Source organism: Mycobacterium sp., assembly GCF_035274705.1.
In the GTDB taxonomy this organism is placed as follows: domain Bacteria; phylum Actinomycetota; class Actinomycetes; order Mycobacteriales; family Mycobacteriaceae; genus Mycobacterium.
The window spans coordinates 81727-96122 of record NZ_DATENY010000070.1 but is presented as its reverse complement, the minus strand read 5'-3'; the positions used below and the strand labels follow the sequence as shown (position 1 = coordinate 96122).

At 65.0% G+C, this 14396-nt stretch carries 19 protein-coding genes; 8 read left to right on the top strand and 11 right to left on the bottom strand.

Features of this window, described 5'->3' with window-relative positions:
- The 9 genes from VJV41_RS16785 to VJV41_RS16745 form a co-directional block, all read right to left on the bottom strand.
- A partial coding sequence (locus VJV41_RS16785) for an alcohol dehydrogenase catalytic domain-containing protein (RefSeq protein ID WP_325335656.1) occupies window positions 1–356 on the bottom strand: 356 nt, incomplete at its 3' end.
- A 114-nt stretch (window positions 357–470) separates the two neighbouring features.
- Complete coding sequence (gene pstB / locus VJV41_RS16780; RefSeq protein WP_325335654.1) at window positions 471–1247, bottom strand: phosphate ABC transporter ATP-binding protein PstB; 777 nt, start codon at window positions 1245–1247, stop codon at window positions 471–473.
- Window positions 1248–1307: 60 nt separating this feature from the next.
- Entirely contained in the window at window positions 1308–2054 is a 747-nt protein-coding gene (locus VJV41_RS16775; protein ID WP_325335652.1) for a response regulator transcription factor, read from the bottom strand.
- Between the two features lie 68 nt (window positions 2055–2122).
- Window positions 2123–2899 (bottom strand): phosphate ABC transporter ATP-binding protein PstB, encoded by a 777-nt coding sequence (gene pstB / locus VJV41_RS16770; protein ID WP_325335650.1) that lies wholly within the window; start codon window positions 2897–2899, stop codon window positions 2123–2125.
- Window positions 2900–2917: 18 nt separating this feature from the next.
- The gene (pstA, locus tag VJV41_RS16765) at window positions 2918–3820 is read right to left on the bottom strand and encodes a phosphate ABC transporter permease PstA (protein WP_325335648.1); all 903 of its coding nucleotides are present in this window, start codon (window positions 3818–3820) and stop codon (window positions 2918–2920) included.
- Entirely contained in the window at window positions 3817–4791 is a 975-nt protein-coding gene (pstC, locus tag VJV41_RS16760) for a phosphate ABC transporter permease subunit PstC (protein ID WP_325335646.1), read from the bottom strand. Before pstC ends, pstA begins: the two co-directional genes overlap by 4 nt.
- A gap of 93 nt (window positions 4792–4884) precedes the next feature.
- Complete coding sequence (gene pstS, locus VJV41_RS16755; protein WP_325335644.1) at window positions 4885–6012, bottom strand: phosphate ABC transporter substrate-binding protein PstS; 1128 nt, start codon at window positions 6010–6012, stop codon at window positions 4885–4887.
- Between the two features lie 275 nt (window positions 6013–6287).
- Window positions 6288–7175, bottom strand: coding sequence for a mycothiol synthase (gene mshD / locus VJV41_RS16750; protein ID WP_325335642.1), 888 nt, complete (start codon window positions 7173–7175; stop codon window positions 6288–6290).
- Window positions 7172–7957 (bottom strand): response regulator transcription factor, encoded by a 786-nt coding sequence (locus VJV41_RS16745; RefSeq protein ID WP_325335640.1) that lies wholly within the window; start codon window positions 7955–7957, stop codon window positions 7172–7174. Before VJV41_RS16745 ends, mshD begins: the two co-directional genes overlap by 4 nt.
- 158 nt (window positions 7958–8115) lie before the next feature.
- On the opposite strand from VJV41_RS16745, the gene lmeA reads away from it, so the two are divergent.
- The 8 genes from lmeA (at window position 8116) to VJV41_RS16710 (ending at window position 12262) form a co-directional block, all read left to right on the top strand.
- Window positions 8116–8931: a mannan chain length control protein LmeA gene (gene lmeA, locus VJV41_RS16740; RefSeq protein ID WP_325335638.1), complete on the top strand. Its 816-nt coding sequence runs from the start codon at window positions 8116–8118 to the stop codon at window positions 8929–8931.
- Window positions 8928–9350, top strand: a complete 423-nt coding sequence (locus VJV41_RS16735) for a thioredoxin family protein (RefSeq protein WP_325335636.1) — start codon at window positions 8928–8930, stop codon at window positions 9348–9350. Before lmeA ends, VJV41_RS16735 begins: the two co-directional genes overlap by 4 nt.
- Window positions 9351–9379: 29 nt before the next feature.
- On the top strand, window positions 9380–9469 hold the full coding sequence (locus VJV41_RS28995) for an Ms5788A family Cys-rich leader peptide (protein ID WP_414684976.1): 90 nt from the start codon (window positions 9380–9382) through the stop codon (window positions 9467–9469).
- A 91-nt stretch (window positions 9470–9560) separates the two neighbouring features.
- Complete coding sequence (locus tag VJV41_RS16730) at window positions 9561–10022, top strand: DUF4395 domain-containing protein (RefSeq protein WP_325335634.1); 462 nt, start codon at window positions 9561–9563, stop codon at window positions 10020–10022.
- A 36-nt stretch (window positions 10023–10058) separates the two neighbouring features.
- Entirely contained in the window at window positions 10059–10892 is an 834-nt protein-coding gene (locus tag VJV41_RS16725) for a sulfurtransferase (protein WP_325335632.1), read from the top strand.
- Window position 10893: 1 nt separating this feature from the next.
- Window positions 10894–11196, top strand: coding sequence for a DUF1416 domain-containing protein (locus tag VJV41_RS16720; RefSeq protein WP_015309369.1), 303 nt, complete (start codon window positions 10894–10896; stop codon window positions 11194–11196).
- Window positions 11197–11375: 179 nt separating this feature from the next.
- Window positions 11376–12005 (top strand): FABP family protein, encoded by a 630-nt coding sequence (locus tag VJV41_RS16715; RefSeq protein WP_414684975.1) that lies wholly within the window; start codon window positions 11376–11378, stop codon window positions 12003–12005.
- Window positions 12005–12262, top strand: a complete 258-nt coding sequence (locus tag VJV41_RS16710; protein WP_325335627.1) for a hypothetical protein — start codon at window positions 12005–12007, stop codon at window positions 12260–12262. Before VJV41_RS16715 ends, VJV41_RS16710 begins: the two co-directional genes overlap by 1 nt.
- On the opposite strand, the gene VJV41_RS16705 is transcribed toward VJV41_RS16710, so the two are convergent.
- Entirely contained in the window at window positions 12259–13110 is an 852-nt protein-coding gene (locus VJV41_RS16705; protein WP_325335625.1) for an ABC transporter substrate-binding protein, read from the bottom strand. The two genes, VJV41_RS16710 and VJV41_RS16705, sit on opposite strands and share 4 nt — an antisense overlap.
- Before the next feature lie 369 nt (window positions 13111–13479).
- On the bottom strand, window positions 13480–14367 hold the full coding sequence (locus VJV41_RS16700) for an aminodeoxychorismate lyase (RefSeq protein ID WP_325335623.1): 888 nt from the start codon (window positions 14365–14367) through the stop codon (window positions 13480–13482).
- Window positions 14368–14396: the final 29 nt, after the last annotated feature.

Genomic DNA, 14396 nt, shown 5'->3' with positions numbered 1-14396 from the left:
TCCCACGGCACCGCGTCGGGTTTGGCGGTGAGCTGATCGGCGGGCACAGTGACGAACTCGGCCTGGCTGGTGCGTTGGTCGGTGAAGCCGAGCACCTCGTCGCCAACCGCGAATGCGTCTACGCCAGAGCCGACCTCCGCGACCACGCCCGCCAGATCGCTGCCTTGTCCGGACGGGAAGGTGGCCGGCCACCGGTCGTGAAGCGCGCCGCGGCGAATCATGGCCTCACCGGGATTGATTCCAACTGCCTTGACCACGACGAGCACCTCGCCTGAGGCCGGCACGGGCTTTTCGACGTCGCGCACCGCAAGGACGTCAACATCGCCGTACTGATCGAATTGCACTGCTTTGCTCATGGGAGTTACGACCGGACCAGCGAGCCGACTATTCCCTAACTGGCGCGAACAGACGCAAAAGTCCCCGACACGCCGACCGTTTAGGGCACTTTGCGTCTGCTCGCGCAGGAAAACTCAGCCGAAGCGGCCGGAGATGTAATCCTCGGTGGCCTTCTCGGTCGGATTGGAGAAGATCTTTTCAGTGTCGTCGATCTCGATCAGGCGGCCCGGCTTGCCGGTGGCCTCGAGGTTGAAGAACGCCGTCTGATCGCTGACGCGAGCGGCCTGCTGCATGTTGTGAGTGACGATCACGATGGTGTAGTCCTGTTTGAGCTCGGCGATCAGATCCTCGATCGCCAACGTCGAGATCGGGTCCAGCGCCGAGCACGGCTCGTCCATCAACAACACATCCGGCTGAACGGCGATCGCGCGCGCGATGCAGAGTCGTTGCTGCTGACCGCCGGATAGGCTGCCACCGGGCTTGTCCAGCCGGTCCCTGACCTCATTCCACAGGTTCGCACCCTTGAGCGAGCGCTCCGCGACCTCGTCCAACGTCTTGCGGCCACGCAAACCCTGCAGTTTCAGACCGGCTACGACGTTGTCACGAATCGACATGGTGGGGAACGGATTTGGCCGCTGGAACACCATGCCGATCGTGCGCCTTACGCCCACCGGGTCCACCCGCGAACCATAAATGTCCTCGCCGTCGAGCTGCACGGAGCCCTCGACGCGGGCACCCGGGACCACCTCGTGCATACGGTTCAGCGAGCGCAGCAAGGTCGACTTGCCGCAGCCCGACGGTCCGATGAAGGCAGTCACACCGCGGGGAGGCACCGTGAGCGAGACATCGGCCACGGCATGGAACGAGCCGTAGTAGATGTTGACGTCTTTGATCTCCAAACGCTTCGCCATCGACAGCAGTATGCCCGGTGAGCAGGATCGGCGTCAGCACCGTGTGCCCGCGCCGAGGTGTCAGGCGCAGACCGATGGTGCGAGCCGGTAGCCGACACCGCGAATGGTCCGGATGAACTCACCATGCTCGGGGTCGATTCCGAGCTTTTCGCGGAGCCTTTTCACATGAACGGCAACGGTATTCGTCTCCGCCGGCCGGCCCCATACCGCGCGGCTGATCTCTTCTCGGCTCGCGACCTTGCCGCGTTGCTCGATGAGAAATGCCAGAAGCTCGAGTTCTCGCTGCGTGAGTTGGACGTCGCGACCGTGTACCCGGGTTTCGTACCCGCGGCGGTCGACGTGGATAGGACCGGCGGTGAGCACGTCGGGTTCACCGCGGCCGTCGCCATTGGCGCTGATCGCGAACGGGGCGATAGCGGTGATGTCGTAGGGCCGTGCAATGACCGCGGACGCCCCGGCAGCCAAGGCCCGCTGCGCCAGATCGTCTTCGCCCGGCGCCGCACCGACGAGAATAGGCAGATCTGACCGGCTACGCACCGCCGCGGTGATGGTGGCGGCATCGACAATATCGGTGTGGGCGCCGATGACCAGCACATCCGGCGTCTCGGCACCAACGGTCAGCAGTGCTTCGGCTCCGTCGCGGCACCATGTCGTGTCGATCGCGATCTGGGCGGCGGCGTCCATCAACTGGGACGCAACGGACGAATCGCCTTCAGCAAGCACCAAGCTGCGCCGCGCCGCCAGACCTGCCGCGCGATGCTCGTCTGGACCCGTTGCCGTGTCCGCGCGCCGCACCTCGATGGTCAAATCCCGCCGCCCGCCCTTCCCTTATGCTGTCGCCGTACCCTCCGTGAGAACCGTGTATCGATCGGGGGCTAGCCGAAGCGTCCGGAAATGTAGTCCTCCGTGGCTTTCTGGCCGGGGTTGGAGAACATCTTTTCCGTGTCGTCGATCTCGACCAGCCGGCCAGGCTTGCCGGTGGCCTCGAGGTTGAAGAATGCGGTCTGATCACTGACACGCGCGGCCTGCTGCATGTTGTGCGTGACGATCACTATGGTGTAGTCCGATTTGAGTTCGGCGATCAGGTCCTCGATCGCCAGCGTAGAGATCGGATCGAGTGCCGAACACGGCTCGTCCATCAGCAACACGTCGGGCTGTACGGCGATCGCACGGGCAATGCACAGCCGCTGCTGCTGACCACCGGACAGCCCCCCGCCGGGCTTGTCCAGCCGGTCCTTCACCTCATTCCACAGGTTTGCACCGCGCAACGAGCGCTCGGCCACCTCGTCGAGGGCCTTGCCGCTGCGTATTCCCTGCAACTTCAGTCCAGCGACCACGTTGTCGCGAATCGACATGGTGGGGAAGGGGTTTGGCCGTTGAAACACCATGCCGATGGTCTTGCGCACACCCACCGGGTCCACGCCGGAACCGTAGATGTCTTCGCCGTCGAGCAGGACAGAGCCCTCGACGCGGGCGCCGGGCGTGACCTCGTGCATGCGGTTCAGCGAACGCAGCACCGTCGACTTGCCACAGCCCGAAGGCCCGATGAAGGCCGTGACGCTACGCGGTGGAACGGCAAGTGCTACGTCGCCCACCGCGTGAAACGAGCCGTAATAGATGTTGACGTCTTTGAGGTCAATGCGTTTGGCCATGCCAGAGTCCTGTCGGTATCAGCGTTTACGAGTAAGGAGACGCGTTGCCACCGCGGCAAGCAGCATGAGAATGCCCACCACGATGATGAGGGTGAGGGCCGCGCCCCAGACACGCATCTGTCCGGCGGGTTGCGGGTTGATCAGTTCGGTGTAGATCAACAGTGGCAGCGAGGCCATGTTGCCGTCGAACACGTCGAAATTGATCGACCGGGCATAGCCGACCAGGACCAGCACCGGCGCTGTCTCGCCGATCACGCGGGCGATGGAGAGCAGAATGCCGCTGATGATGCCGGGCAGTGCGGTCGGGACCACGACGCGGGAAATCGTCTTCCATTTCGGAATACCCAAGGCGAAGCTGGCTTCTCGTAGCTCGTCGGGTACGAGCTTGAGCATTTCCTCGGTAGACCGGACGACCACCGGCAGCATCAGCAACACCAGTGCGAGGGAGACCGCAAGTGCGCTCTGCGGGAACCCGAGCGTAGCGATCCAGAGGGCGAAGATGAACAAGGCCGCGACGATGGACGGCACCCCGGCGAGCACATCGACCATGAATGTGGTCACCTTCGCGAGTGGACCGCGGCCGTACTCCACGAGGTAAATGGCGGCCATCAACCCGAGCGGGACGGCGAGCACTGCGGCGATGCCCGCCTGAACCAGTGTCCCGTACAGCGCGTGGTAGATCCCGCCCGTGAACTGCTCGGGTAGCACGCCTTGCAGAGACCGAGTCCACCATCCGGATTTGGTTACGCCCTGCCAGCCCTTCTGAATCACGATGTACAGGACCCAGATCAGTGGGACCAGTGCGACCCCGAAGGCCGACACGAACAATGTCGTGGCGATGTTGTTCTTGATACGTCGACCAACGCCAACGGGATGGAATGTCGGCCCCTTGACCGGTTGGTCCAATGCGGCGGTCGTCATCCGTTAACCCTTCCTCCGGCGATGGCGCGCGCGGTTGCATTGACGATGAACGTCAATGCGAACAACACGAATCCGGCCGCGATGTAGGCGCCGGTTGGTAGCGGTGCGCTGAATTCCGCTGCCGCGGAGGCGATTTTGGATGCAAACGTGTAGCCACCGTCAAATAGCGACCACTGGCCCGGGTGAGCGGCCGAACGCAGAATGATCAGGACAGCCACCGTCTCGCCGAGCGCGCGACCCAATCCCAGCATCGAGGCCGCGACGATACCGCTGCGGCCATAAGGCAGCACCGTCATCCTGACCACTTCCCACTTCGTGGCGCCGAGCGCTTGCGCTGCCTCGATGTGTGCGAGCGGAGTCTGCCGGAACACTTCCCGAGTGACCGACGTGATGATCGGAAGGATCATCGCGGCGAGCACGATTCCGGCGGTGAAGATGGTTCCGCCGCCGGCGAGTGAGACGTTCCCCTCCTTGAAGAGAAACAGCCATCCCAGGTTCTCGTTGAGGAATTCCGCGACCGGTCGCAGTTTCGGGGCGAGTACGAAGATGCCCCACAGACCGAAGATGATTGACGGCACCGCAGCGAGGAGATCCACCATCACGCTGAGCGGCCGCGACAGCCGCTTCGGCGCGTAGTGGGTGAGAAACAGCGCGATGCCGATGGCCACTGGAACTGCCAGCAAGAGGGCGAACACCGAAGTGAGCACGGTGACCATGAACAGATCACGGATGCCGAACGCCAGATTGGCGGCGTCCGAGGTGTTGAACTCCGTACTGGTGAAGAAATTCGCGTGGTTAACAGCCAGCGACGGTATGGCGCGGATCAGCAGGAAGATCGCGATCAATGCGATCGCGATGACGATCGTGGCCCCGGCCGCGACGGCGATCGCGTGGAATAACTTGTCCCCTAACCTCCCGCTCCCCGCGCGGATGGCACTGGGCGGTTTCTTGACCTCTAGTTGGTCAGGCATAAGCGAAGTCTCCCCCGTCGCGGGTGCCGCCGCACTTGGCGGCACCCGCTGGGAGCCCGACACATCGGGATGTAGGGCCATGGGGAACTCGAATCAAGCGATGGCGTTGATGGCGGTGGACAACTTCGTCTTGAAGTCGGCCGGCACCGGAACGTATCCGTTGTCGGCCAGCCCGTCTTGACCGGCGCCGATCGTGGACTGCAGGAACGCCTTCACCGCTTTGCCGGTATCGGCGTCCGAGTACTTCGAGCACACGATTTCGTAGGTCGCCAACACGATTGGATACGAGCCGGCCGTAGCGGGCTTGTAGAACGTCTTGGTGTCCAGCACCAGGTCGTTGCCCTGGCCCTTCACCGTCGCTCCGGCGATGGTCTTTCCAACGGTCTCGGTGCTGATGTCGACGGGGTCCGGGCCGGCCGAGGTGACAATCTTGGCGGTGGACAGGCCCTGCGCCTTGGCGAACGACCACTCGTTGTAGGTGATGGCGCCCGGCGTGTTCTTGATGGCCGCCGAGGTTCCCTCGTTGCCCTTCGCACCTTCACCTACACCACCAGCGAAGGCCTTGCCGGCTCCCTTGCCCCAGGCACCGTCGGAAGCGGCGTCGAGGTACTTCTGGAAGTTGTCCGTAGTTCCGGACTCATCGCTGCGGAAAACAACGTGAATCGGGTCAGCGGGCAGCGAGGCGCCGCTGTTCAGCGCCGCGATGGCGGGATCGTTCCAGGTGGTGATCGCGCCGTTGAAGATCTTGGCGGCCGTCGGGCCATCGAGCACCAGCGAGGTAACGCCGGGCACGTTGTAGGTGACGGCGATGGGACCGAACACCACCGGCAGGTTCCATGCGTCCGAACCGCAGCGCTGCTTCGCCTTGTCGTATTCGCCCTTGTCCTTGTTCAGCGGTGAGTCGGAACCACCGAAGTCGGTTTGGTTGCCGACGAATTCGCTCACGCCGGCACCAGAACCGTTGGAGGTGTAGTTCAGCGTGTACCCATTGCATGCCTGCTCATAGGCGTTGACGAAGCGAGTCATCGCGTTGGCCTGCGCGCTGGAGCCGCTGGCCTTCAACGTCTTCTTGCCGCCGCAATCGGCCTTCGACGCCGACGAAGCGCCAGACGAAGCGGTCGAACCGCTGGGCGAGGCGTTGTTGTCGCTGCCACAGGCCGACAACAGGAGGGCACCGGTGGCCATCAGGCTCAGTGCGGCACCAGTTCGGTTGAGCTTCACGTAGCTCCTTTTGAAGTGTCAGGGCAACGGCGCGTCGCCGCCACCAGGTCAGGCCGAGCGACGGAATCACGTTCCGCCGAGCAGATCGGGTAGCTGCTCGCTCAGAACCTAGAAGTTCACAGTGAACCCACAACGGCCCGAAGATGAACGCAGGATGAACCGCAAGCCCGAGGCGTGCCGCCGCAATTCGAGCGGGAGCAAATAGCGCAATCGACGTGGTCGCGGGTCACCGGTTGCTTTCTACTCACGACCGGTGCGCGCGAAGGTGAACAGCTCTAATCCGCAACCCTGGCCGAGTAGGCCGCGTCGACGGATGAGATCTCGAAACCCAGTCTCTGGTAAGTCTTTACGGCCGCCGAGTTATCCGCCTCGACGTAAAGAATCACCGCCGGCTGATGACTTTCCGACAACCGCTCAGCGAGATGATGCAGGCCGATCAGCGTCAGCGTCCCGCCCAGCCCGCGGCCCTGAGCGGCCGGATCAACACCGACGATATAGACCTCACCCAGATTGCCGGAGTGCACCTTCGTCCAGTGAAACCCCAGCAGCTTGCCGGTCTGGTCGTCGACGGCCATGAACAATCCGGAAGGGTCGAACCACGGCTCGCCGCGACGTTCAGCGATGTCGTCGTCCGTCCAACCACTCTGCTCGGGATGCCACTCGAACGCGGCGTTGTTGACCCGCAACAACTCGGCGTCGTCGGCCGGACCGGAGTAGGTGTCGATGCGTACGCCGTCGGGAACCGTGATCACCGGAAGGTCGGTGAGCGGCCGCCGCATCTGCAACAGTTCACGCACCACGACCAGGCCCAGCGCAGCCGCCGTCGCGCGCGCGGGTTCGAGGTTGCCGTGCGCCCAGATCCGGGCGTCGTGCCCGCCCTCCGATAACGCGGTACTGGCCATCGCCGATCCGATGCCGCGGCGCCGCGCCTCCGGATGCACGACGAGCTCAGCCATCGCGGGCGCCTCGGTCAGGTTCAAGTAGCCGCTGACATCGTCCCCGTCGACGGCGAGCAGGTGCCGGGTGCGGTCATGCGCGAGCTCTCGCAGCACCTGATCCCCCACGGGCGCGACGCTGTCCGCTTGTTTCGCCGCAGCGATCAGCTCGCGGATCTTGCCCTGTTCGTCATCGGACAGGCCCGCGCGCCAGCCGATCGAGGTCACTGACTGCGCAGCGGGTCAACCAGCGCGTCGGACAGGCTGTCGGGCGCGTCGTAGCCGCCTGCGTCGTCGACCAAGTCGTCGGACATATCGGCGCCCGGTGCCGGCGGCCGGCCACGCGCGGGCCGAACCGCCTTGTAGCCGACGTTGCGGACCGTGCCGATCAGCGATTCGTACTCGGGGCCGAGCTTGGCGCGCAGGCGACGCACATGCACATCGACGGTGCGGGTGCCGCCGAAGAAGTCGTAACCCCACACCTCCTGCAGCAACTGCGCGCGGGTGAACACCCGCCCCGCATGCTGGGCCAGATACTTCAGGAGTTCGAATTCCTTATAAGTCAGGTCGAGCGGGCGTCCACGCAGCCGCGCGGTGTAGGTGCCTTCGTCGATGACGAGCTCACCCAGGCTGATCTTGCCGACGTTCTCCTGATTGGCCACGCCACCGCGACGGCCTACCAGTAGCCGCAGCCGGGCGTCGATCTCGGCCGGCCCGGTGCTCGGCAACAGAATTTCATCGAGTCCCCACTCGACGTTGACGGCCACCAGGCCGCCTTCGTTGACGACGGCCACCACGGGCACCGATGTCCCGGTCGTGCCCAGCAGTCGACAGAGACCGCGTGCGGCGGCCAGATCAGTGCGCGCGTCGACGATCGCCACATCCGCTGTGCCGGCCTCCAATAGAGAGGAAACCTCGGTCGGCGCCGTTCGCACGTTATGGGCAAGCAGCGACAACGAGGGCAGCACCGATTCCGGATGTGGGTCGACGGTCAGTAGCAATAGATCCAACTGGCCCTCCAACAGCCATAGGGACCTCGCCTGGACAACGATGTCGGTGGTGACTTCCCAGATTCATGCCTGACACATGGCCGTTACCCGGCCGACAGTCACATAACGATAGCGCGCTACCTGCTCGTTAGCCGCGCCGAGCGGGGGAAGCGTCGGCCGTGGGCCAGAATGTGCGGGTGCGAAAGCTGCTGATCGGGGTGATCGCGACCGTGACGACGGTCGTGGTGGCCGCCGTCGCTGCCGACTTCGGCGCGGCTATCTACGCCGAATACCGGCTGGCCAGGAGCATGCGTACCGCGGCAAGCCTGCCCTTCGACCCGTGGGTCAGCATCCTCGGGTTTCCATTCACCACGCAGGCTCTGCGCCACCATTACAACGAGATCGAGATCAAGACCAGTGGCGTTGATCACCCCGTCGTCGGCAAGGTCGGCCTTGAGGCGACCCTGCATTCGGTCGACCTCACTGATACCTCCTGGCTGATCGGGCCGGACGCCAGGCTGCCCGTCAGCAAGGTGGAAAGCCGCATCATCATCGACTCCACGCATGTGGGCCGGTTCATGGGAATTCCGGATCTTCTGGTGGAGGCGCCGTCGCGCGAGACCAACGATTCCACCGGCGGAACCACGGAGTCGGGCATCTCCAGCAATCGCGGGCTGGTCTTCACCGGGACCCCGCGCAAAGCCGATTACGACAAGAAGGTCAGCATTGCCGTCGACCTGTCGATCGCCGGGCCGGATCAGACCACGCTGATCCTCACCGCCACGGGCGTGCTGACCGGAGCGGGCACCGCTGACCAGGAGGTTCCCGACGACAAGCTGCCCGCGGTGCTCGCCGCCTTTTCGACCAGCCTGCCGGGCCAGAAGCTGCCGTTCGGCGTGCGGCCGACCAGCGAGGGGGCGCGCGGCTCCGACATCATCATCGAAGGCATCACCGAGGGACTAACCGTCGCGCTCGATCGGTTCAGGTTGTCGTGAACTCTTCATGGGTCCTCGTCGTCGCGGTACTGATCGCGGCGTTCGGCGTGGCCTTGGTGATCGGCCGGCTACTCACGCTGCGAGCCGGGATGCTCAGAGCCGCCACCGAAGCAAGCAACGTCGACACCTCCGACCTGGGCTTGTCGTCAACCGGACCGACCGTCGTGCACTTCAGTGCGGTGTGGTGCGGGCCGTGCGCTGCCGTGCGGAAAGTGGTGGAGCAGGTGTGCGACGAGCTTGGCGGCGTTGCCCATATCGAGATCGACATGGACGCCAATCCCGAAGCAGCCCGACGGCTTTCGGTGATGTCGCTGCCGACGACGTTGATTTTCGACGCTGACGGACGGCCGCGGTATCGCACGACGGGCGTGCCGAAGGCCGCTGACCTGCGATCAGCGGTCGAACGGCTGTTGGCTTGAACGGCCTGTCATTGGGTAAGCTGTCGGGCGTGTCCCGCCTCGAGCCAATGCTCACCAAGCGCCGCGCAGTCGATCTGTGCCGCGTCGCGGGTTCTTGCTGTTGTTGTTGTAGCTGCTGAGCGCAGCCGCGCGGTCTAAGCGCGCTCGCTCGGAGCAGCCGTACCGGCCTGCTCTCAACCAGCCCTTCCAACACAACAGGAGTGTGACTGTATGTCGACAAACACCAATACCGCCCAGGTGGACGTTCGTGGCCCCAGGTTCACCGCCTGGGTGACGACGGCCGTGCTGGTGCTGACATTGGCGGTTTCGGCTGTCAGCCCGATCGCAGCGGCGGAGATCCTCGGCGCGCAGGCCGTGGTATTCGCAATCGGTGCGGCGTTCGGCCCGCGCAGTCACCCGTACGGCCAGGTGTTCGCCAAGTTGATCGCGCCGCGGCTGAGCCCGGTCACCGAGCGTGAACCGGTTCCGCCGCTGAAATTCGCCCAGCTCGTCGGCTTCGTGTTCGCCGTCGTGGGCACCGCCGGGTTCGCCACGGGCGTATCACTTCTCGGCTTGATCGCGACAGGCTTTGCGCTTGTGGCGGCATTTCTCAACGCGGCCTTCGGCATCTGCCTTGGCTGCCAGATCTATCCGCTCGTCGCGCGGTTTCGCCGTGCACCGTCCCCCGCATAAACGCTCAAATAGTAAGCAACCGAAAGGATTTCGTCCATGGCACGCTCCGACGTCCTGGTCAGCACAGACTGGGCCGAGAGCAATCTCACCGCGCCGAACACTGTCTTCGTCGAGGTCGACGAGGACACCAGCGCCTACGACGGCGGCCACATCGAGGGCGCCATCAAGCTCGATTGGAAGGCCGACCTGCAGGACCAGGTCAAGCGCGACTTCGTCGACGCCCAGCAGTTCTCCAAGCTGCTCAGCGATCGCGGTATCTCCAATGACGACACCGTGATCCTCTACGGCGGCAACAACAACTGGTTCGCCGCATACGCGTACTGGTATTTCAAGCTGTACGGGCACGACAAGGTCAAGCTGCTCGACGGCGGTCGCAAGAAGTGGGAGCTCGACGGGCGCCCGCTGTCCACCGACGCGGTCAAGCGGCCGGAGACCAGCTACACCGCCAAGGACCCGGACAACAGCATCCGGGCGTTCCGCGACGAGGTCATCGCGGCGATCAGCGCCAAGAACCTGGTCGACGTGCGCTCCCCCGACGAGTTCTCGGGCAAGATCCTCGCGCCCGCGCATCTGCCGCAGGAGCAGAGCCAGCGTGCAGGGCATATCCCCAGCGCGATCAACGTTCCCTGGAGCAAGGCTGCCAACGAGGACGGGACCTTCAAGTCCGACGAGGACCTGGCCAAGCTCTACGCCGAGGCGGGGCTGGATGGGCAGAAGGAAACCATCGCGTACTGCCGGATCGGTGAGCGCTCGTCGCACACCTGGTTCGTGCTGCAGGAACTGTTGGGACACAAGAACGTCAAGAACTATGACGGAAGTTGGACCGAATACGGCTCCCTGGTGGGAGTCCCGATCGAGTTGGGAAGTTGATATGTGCTCTGCACCGAAGCAAGGCCTGACGTTGCCCGCCAGCGTCGACCTCGAGAAGGAAACGGTGATCACCGGCCGGGTTGTCGACGGCTCGGGTCAGGCGGTCGGCGGGGCGTTCGTGCGCCTGCTGGACGCCTCTGACGAGTTCACCGCCGAGGTCGTCGCGTCGGCAACCGGTGACTTCCGGTTCTTCGCGGCACCGGGCACCTGGACGCTTCGCGCGCTGTCCCCCGCGGGCAATGGCGACGCCAGCGTCGCCCCGTCGGGCGCGGGCATCCACGAAGTCGACGTCAAGGTCGCCTGACGGCACGATCCCCGGCGAGCACCGACGCCTCGCCGGGGTCACCCGGGCAGCCGTGATCGCCGTCACCAAATTAGACTGATCAGCGTGGTGCTGTTCTTCGAGATCATGCTCGTCGCGGCTGTCGTGCTCATCACGTGGTTCGCGCTGTACGCGCTGTATCGCCTCATGACCGACGAGTCGTGACCTCGGGTGACGAGGCGGTAGCCGCGGCGGCCGAACGAGCTAAAACGACGGCGGCGCGCAACATCCCGGTCTTCTCCGACCTGCCGCTGCCTGCCGATACCGCCAATCTGCGTGAAGGCGCGAACCTCAACGACGCGCTGCTGGCGCTGCTTCCCCTGGTCGGTGTGTGGCGCGGCGAGGGCGAGGGCCGCGGACCGCACGGCGACTACCGGTTCGGCCAGCAGATCGTCGTCTCACACGACGGCGGCGACTACCTGATCTGGGAGGCGCGCAGTTGGCGGCTGACGGAAACGGGTGAGTACGACGAGGCGACGCTGCGTGAATCCGGCTTCTGGCGCTTCGTGAACGATCCCGCCGATCCCGCTGAATCGCAGTCGATCGAACTGCTGCTGGCGCACTCCGCGGGCTACATCGAGCTGTTCTACGGCCGGCCCCTCACTCAGTCGTCGTGGGAGCTCGTCACCGATGCGTTGGCGCGGAGCAAGTCCGGAATGCTGGTCGGCGGGGCCAAGCGCCTCTACGGCATTGTCGAGGGCGGCGATCTGGCCTACGTCGAGGAGCGGGTCGACGCCGACGGCGGGCTGGTGCCGCACCTGTCTGCGCGGCTGTCGAGGTTCGTCGGCTAGTGCGGGCGATACGGGTGGCCGCGGGCATCGCCGCGGCGGCCGTCCTCGGCGCGTGCTCGTCGCCCACACCGGCGCCGCAGCAGTCGTCGACCTCCGTCGCTCCGACCGGTCATGGCGCCCTTGCGCATTGCCTGAGTGAGCACGGTGTGCCCGCCGCGCCTGGACCCGCGGTCGCGCCACCGCCCGGAGTCGACGCGGGGACCTGGCATCAGGCCATGCAGGCCTGCTCATCGCTGGCACCGGGGCCGTCGAGCTAAGCCAGTATCGGCGCCTTGCCGGCGCCGGCCAACCACTCGTGCTGCAGGTGGGCCAGTGTTCCGTCCTGGCGCAGTGCGTCGACGGCCCATGACACGCACCGCGTCAGCGAGCTGTTCTTGTCGAGGACGACGCCGAACTGCTCGACATCGCCCGACTCGTTGGGCAATTGACCGACCATGAGCCCGTTGCGCAGCTCGTTGGCGACAGCGAACGCGGTCGGCAGGTCAGCCACCAACGCGTCGATCTCGCCGTTGGTCAGCGCCATCTTCGCGTCGCCGTTGGTGTTGTAGACCTCGACCGGCTTGCTGCCGTCCACGGACGTGGCGGCCGTATAACTCGTGGTGCCGACTTGTACGCCGAGCCGCAGCGCCCTCAGCCCGTCGAGGGTCTTGACGCCCGCCGCGGGTGATGACTTGACCGTGACCACGGCCTGCGTCACGTCCAGGTAGGGCGAGGAGAAGTCGACAGCGGCCTTGCGCTGATCGGTGATCGAAAACTCAGAAAGGTTGGCGTCGAAAGACTTTGGGCCGGGTGCGAGCGCCGCGTTGAATGGCACGCGCACCCAGCGAACGTCGTCTCGGGTGTAGTTCATCTTGCCCGCGACGGCATACGCGAGCGCAGCTTCGAAGCCTTCGCCGCTGCCGGGATTGTCACCCATGTACCAGGGCGGGTAAACGGGCTGGTCGGTGCCGAAGGTGAAGATGCCCGAGTACAACGTGGCCAGCGCGTCCTTCGAGCAGACTTCGGAAGTGGCCGTCGCGGTCTTGTCGGAGATCGGCGCGCAGGCGGTGATTGCCACCGCTGTGGTCGTAGCCATCATCGTGGCGAACTTCCACACATTGCGCATGGCCCGCATCATTGCGCACGTGGCTAACTCGCGCCAGCACCGGCACAGCGAACCTCCATAAGCACCGCCCAGCTTGCTGATAGTCGGCACCTCTTTGGCGCCGATAACGGCGTGCCCGCGCCGCCACAGAACTAGGCCAAGACATGGGGCGGCCCCCGAGCCGATGTTCCTGGTTGGACAGACCGAAGGCTCGGGGGCCGGGTGACTGCGGGGAATTCGCCAGCGCGCGCGGGTGACTCCCCTGGCGCTGCTAGCTCGCAGCCACCTCACATGTCCATAAGTCAATCAATTTGTCGGACCACCTCCTTCCCTGTGTACGAACGACCGTACCGGCGGATATGGCCAGCGACAAGCGATTTACGTGTGCTGTCAGCGATCACTCAGGATCGCGGCGTCGACGAGTTCGGCGAATTCGCCTGCCAACGGCGCAGGCCGAAGCAATTTGTCATCGAGGGTGTGCACGCGCGCTCCGAGTGTGATGCTCGAGACCAGCCAAACTCCTTGTGCAGCAAAGAGATCGGCGGGTCGCAGGGCGCGGTAGTCGCAGTCGTAGCCCTTGTTGCGGGCCACCTCGAAAAGCGCCTGCTGCGTCGTGCCCCGTAGGATCGGATACCACGGCGGCGGGGTGAATAATGCGGAATTTCCGGCCCCGTTCTCTGACTCCGTGGCTATCACGACCGTCGAGCGCGGCCCCTCCAACACATAGCCATCGGGGCTGACGAAGATGACGTCGCCCGCGCCGTGGCGTTCGGCGTGCCGCAGCGCAGCCATGTTCACCGCGTAGGACAGTGTCTTCGCGCCCGCCAGCAGCCACGGCATGTCCGCGGCGCCGTCGGCAGGTAATCCACGGTCGAGTGTCAACGCCGCCACGCCCTTGAGACGGGCGTCGGCCACCCGAGCCGGCAGCTCTCCGATCGTCGCGAAAGCGGTCGGCGGAGGGCCACTTTCGCGACCGCGGCTGTACACCAGCCGAAGCACCCCCTCGGCGCCGCCGTCGCTGCACCAGCGCTCTACGCCCGCGGCGACGGCCGCGCGCCACCGCGGAAGGTCCGGAGCCGGGAGATCGGTCATGCGCGCGGACTGGGTGAGCCGCGCCAGGTGCGACTCCAGGAGACATGGCCTGCCATCGCGGACCAACATCGTCTCGAAGATGCCGTCACCACGCACCGCGGCCAAGTCATCGGCGAAGAGCAGCGGCGCCGACGGGTCGTGCAGTTCGCCGTCGAGCGTCACCACAACGCCGGGTTGGCTCGCCATGGCCAAGTAGCGTAGCTCCGTAGAGTTAG

Coding starts and splice junctions, on each gene's coding strand:
- pstB (WP_325335654.1), bottom strand. CDS start 1,247: ATGGCGAAGCGTTTGGAGATCAAAGACGTCAACATCTACTACGGCTCG.
- pstB (WP_325335650.1), bottom strand. CDS start 2,899: ATGGCCAAACGCATTGACCTCAAAGACGTCAACATCTATTACGGCTCG.
- pstA (WP_325335648.1), bottom strand. CDS start 3,820: ATGACGACCGCCGCATTGGACCAACCGGTCAAGGGGCCGACATTCCAT.
- pstC (WP_325335646.1), bottom strand. CDS start 4,791: ATGCCTGACCAACTAGAGGTCAAGAAACCGCCCAGTGCCATCCGCGCG.
- VJV41_RS16730 (WP_325335634.1), top strand. CDS start 9,561: ATGTCGACAAACACCAATACCGCCCAGGTGGACGTTCGTGGCCCCAGG.
- VJV41_RS16725 (WP_325335632.1), top strand. CDS start 10,059: ATGGCACGCTCCGACGTCCTGGTCAGCACAGACTGGGCCGAGAGCAAT.
- VJV41_RS16720 (WP_015309369.1), top strand. CDS start 10,894: ATGTGCTCTGCACCGAAGCAAGGCCTGACGTTGCCCGCCAGCGTCGAC.
- VJV41_RS16705 (WP_325335625.1), bottom strand. CDS start 13,110: ATGCGCAATGTGTGGAAGTTCGCCACGATGATGGCTACGACCACAGCG.
- VJV41_RS16700 (WP_325335623.1), bottom strand. CDS start 14,367: ATGGCGAGCCAACCCGGCGTTGTGGTGACGCTCGACGGCGAACTGCAC.